Genomic DNA, 3429 nt, shown 5'->3' with positions numbered 1-3429 from the left:
TGCGTGATCCCGACACCGGCTGCCCGTGGGATATCGAACAGGATTTCGACAGCATCGCCCCCTATACGATCGAGGAAGCCTATGAGGTCGCCGACGCCATTGCGCGCGGCGATTTGGGGGAACTTGAGGGCGAATTGGGCGATTTGTTGCTGCAAACCGTCTATCACACGCAAATGGGGGCCGAGGCCGGACATTTCACCTTCGAGAGTGTCGTCAAAGCCATCAGCGACAAGATGGTCGCGCGCCACCCGCATGTTTTTGGCGACGAATCGCGCGATAAATCATCAGAACAGCAAACGGCCGACTGGGAAAAGATCAAAGCGGCGGAGCGCGCAGGCAAAGCACAGACACGTACCTTGGATGGTGTTGCCGCTGGTCTGCCTGCCCTCACGCGCGCTGTGAAGCTACAAAAACGCGCCGCGCGGGTCGGATTTGATTGGCCCGATACCAGCCATGTGATCGATAAAATTGTCGAAGAAGCCGGAGAATTGGTCGAAGCCCGCGCACATCTCAGCCATACCGAAGTCACCGAGGAATTTGGCGATCTGATGTTTGTCGTTGCCAATCTCGCCCGCCATCTCGATGTTGATCCCGAAGCGGCCCTGCGTGCGACCAACGCCAAATTCACCCGCCGATTTGACGCTGTGGAAGATGCGCTTGCCGCACGCGGCAAAACACCCAATGAGAGCGATCTGGCGGAGATGGATGCACTTTGGGATGAAGTGAAACGCCAGGAAAAAAACACCTGAGGGGGTCCTCGGACCCCCGCCCGTTCCGGGCCCCCCGAAGGTATTTGCCGAACAGGAGAAGCCTTATGAGGCTTTTTCTTCCAAGATCAGCCATTGTTCTTCAACGTCTGATAGCGTGTTTTGCCGTGCGACCAGAGCGTCCATCGCTTTTTGGAATTTCACGGGGTTTTCGGTGAATAAACTTGGATCAGCCAGAAGCTCTTCCAGTTTTGCGATCTCGGCGATGATCCGGTCGATCACGCCGGGGAGTTCTTCCAACCGGTGCTTTTCGGTGAAGGTCAGCCCTGTCGCTTGCTCCCTATTATCGACCCTTTTTTCCTTCTTTGCCAACGGCTTGGTGGCTTTATTTGATTCGAGAAAGTCGCCGCCACGTTGCATGCGATAGTCAGTCCAGCCGCCGGCATAAACGACCGCCTGCCCGTTGCCCTCCATCGCGATTGTTGTGGTAGCCACCCGGTCCAGAAAATCGCGATCGTGGCTGACAAGCAGCACCGTGCCATCATAATCGCCCAAGATATCCTGCAACAGATCAAGCGTTTCAATGTCCAGATCATTGGTCGGCTCGTCCAGGACCAGCAGATTGCTTTCGCGCGCCATCAATCGCGCCAGCAAGAGCCGCGCCTTTTCACCGCCCGAAAGAGAGCGGACCGGCGCGCGCGCCTGTGCCTCATCAAACAGGAATTCCTTGAGATAGCCCACCACATGCTTGGGCGCCCCGCGCACCATCACCTGATCGGATTTACCCGACACGCCCAAGACCGGATCACTGGCGAGGTTTTCCCAAAGCGACATATTTGGGTCCAGTGCCGCGCGGCTTTGATCGAAGACCGCGATATCGAGGTTCGTGCCCAGTTTTACGTGCCCCTGATCCGGTGCCATCTGATCCAGCAGCATCTTAATCAGCGTCGTCTTGCCAACCCCGTTTGGTCCGACAAAAGCGATCCGGTCACCCCTTTGCACTGTCAGGTCAAAATCTTTGACGATCTGTTTGCCATCAAAGGACTTGGTCAGACCGAAGGCTTCCATCACCTTCTTGCCAGAGGTCGCACCCCCATCAAAGGCCATCGCCGCCGTGCCTTGCCGGGTGATCTGAGCGGCCTTTTGCGCGCGCAAATCCTGCAAAGCCCGCACCCGGCCCTGATTACGTTTGCGCCGCGCTGATATGCCCTCGACGGCCCAACGTGCCTCTGCCTTGATTTTGCGGTTCAGCTTGTGGCGTTGCTGGTCTTCTTCTTCCCAGAGCTTGTCGCGCCAGCCCTCGAAGTGTTCAAACCCTTGTTCCGCGCGCCGCACCTGCCCCCGATCAATCCACAAGGTGGCCTTTGTCAGCGCCCGCAGGAAGGCCCGGTCGTGGCTGATAAGCACGAATGCCGCGCGGGTTTGTTTCAGCTCTTGTTCAAGCCAGGCAATCGCTTCGATATCGAGATGGTTGGTCGGCTCGTCCAGCAGCATCAGTTCTGGCGCCTCGGCCATCAGCTTGGCCAAGGCCGCCCGCCGCCTTTCCCCGCCGGATGCCGTGGCCACAGCCCCTGCCGGATCGAATTTCAGTCCTTCCGCGACTATCTCCACCTTGTAGCTGTCTTCGGGGTCCAGGCCACTGGCCGCGTAGTCCCCCAAGGTCGCATAGCCTTGCATGGTTGGGTCTTGTTCCATGTAGCCAACTTGCACGCCCGGCGCAGCCACCCGTGTGCCGTGGTCTTGTTGCACCAGCCCTGCCATGACTTTCATCAACGTCGATTTGCCAGAGCCATTGCGCCCCACAAGTGCCACACGGTCGCCCGGCTGCACAACGAGAGACAGGTCTTCGAAGACCGGGTCGCCGCCGAAAGTCAGCGCAATATCGGAGAGTTGGAGAAGGGGTGCTCGTGCCATGAACGCGTGGCTATGTCAGTCGCGCATCTTCTGCAAGAGCGCGCAGCGCGCGGGCGCGGGCGCAGGCGCAGGGCACGTCGGCGACCGGCAAACAGGTGAAAACATGCAATGTCTTCATATCCTGATCGACCACCGCGTGATCGCCTACCCAACCGCCCATCGCCAAATAGGTTCGCAGCAAGGGCGGCATCGGGTCAGAGCCGCTTTGCGGGCAGGTCGCAAAGGGAATCACCTCCCGCGCTTTCTGACCCGGTCGCTGATGCGCAGGACCAAGATGTCTTGCTTGTAGGCGCGCAAAGGTATTGCCGTAGTGCGTTGGGTCGGTGCCCGCAAAACTGGTGCAGCCAAACAAGATCGCGATATCTTCGGCGTCCACGATGCGGGTCAACGCGCCCCAGGCGATGCGCAAGACATCCGTGTCCAGCACATGCGGGGCGATGCAAAACCGGCCCACCTCCAGCATCGGCTTGGCGTTCTCCGAAAGACCCGCCAGATCATAACTGAGCGCCGCCGCACTTTGGCCGATCTCGCTCCCTGATTTCATGACAAAAAGGCGCGCGGTCGCCACGACCGCCCCTGTGCGATCCGTCATCATCAGGTGACGGCATTGCGTGTCAAAACGGTCTTGATCCAGCCCCTCACGGCCATAAAAACATTGCTGGCGCAGGCGCTGGCAGGCCGCCAATTCTGCCCGCGTGCCGGCAAACCGCACGTCGTAGCATCCTTTGTGGAACAAAAATGTCATCAAGCCTTACCTTGGCGAAGCCGCATACTGAGCCTACGTTACCCCACAGCAACATGAAAGGAA

Annotated in this window: 3 protein-coding genes; 1 reads left to right on the top strand and 2 read right to left on the bottom strand. The window is 58.8% G+C overall.

What is annotated here, in order from left to right; translation table 11 throughout:
- The coding region (gene mazG, locus ACFDSS_RS14185; protein WP_375256371.1) for a nucleoside triphosphate pyrophosphohydrolase at nt 1–749 on the top strand (749 nt) is incomplete at its 5' end.
- A gap of 63 nt (nt 750–812) precedes the next feature.
- Here mazG and ACFDSS_RS14180 read toward each other — a convergent pair.
- A complete protein-coding gene (locus ACFDSS_RS14180; protein WP_375256370.1) occupies nt 813–2621 on the bottom strand; it encodes an ABC-F family ATP-binding cassette domain-containing protein in 1809 nt (602 codons plus the stop codon).
- A 10-nt stretch (nt 2622–2631) separates the two neighbouring features.
- Nucleotides 2632–3366 carry a GNAT family N-acetyltransferase gene (locus tag ACFDSS_RS14175; protein WP_375256369.1) on the bottom strand — a complete coding sequence of 245 codons (735 nt, stop codon included), beginning with the start codon at nt 3364–3366 and terminating at the stop codon, nt 2632–2634.
- Between the last annotated feature and the right edge of the window lie 63 nt (nt 3367–3429).

The sequence above is a fragment of the Yoonia sp. genome, from assembly GCF_042093035.1.
Lineage (GTDB): Bacteria > Pseudomonadota > Alphaproteobacteria > Rhodobacterales > Rhodobacteraceae > Yoonia.
The sequence above is the reverse complement of the archived record's forward strand: the minus strand, read 5'-3'. Positions and strand labels throughout refer to the sequence as shown.

Bases quoted from the DNA above. Each gene is read 5' to 3' on its own strand.
- ACFDSS_RS14180 (WP_375256370.1), bottom strand. From the start codon at position 2,621: ATGGCACGAGCACCCCTTCTCCAACTCTCCGATATTGCGCTGACTTTC.
- ACFDSS_RS14175 (WP_375256369.1), bottom strand. From the start codon at position 3,366: ATGACATTTTTGTTCCACAAAGGATGCTACGACGTGCGGTTTGCCGGC.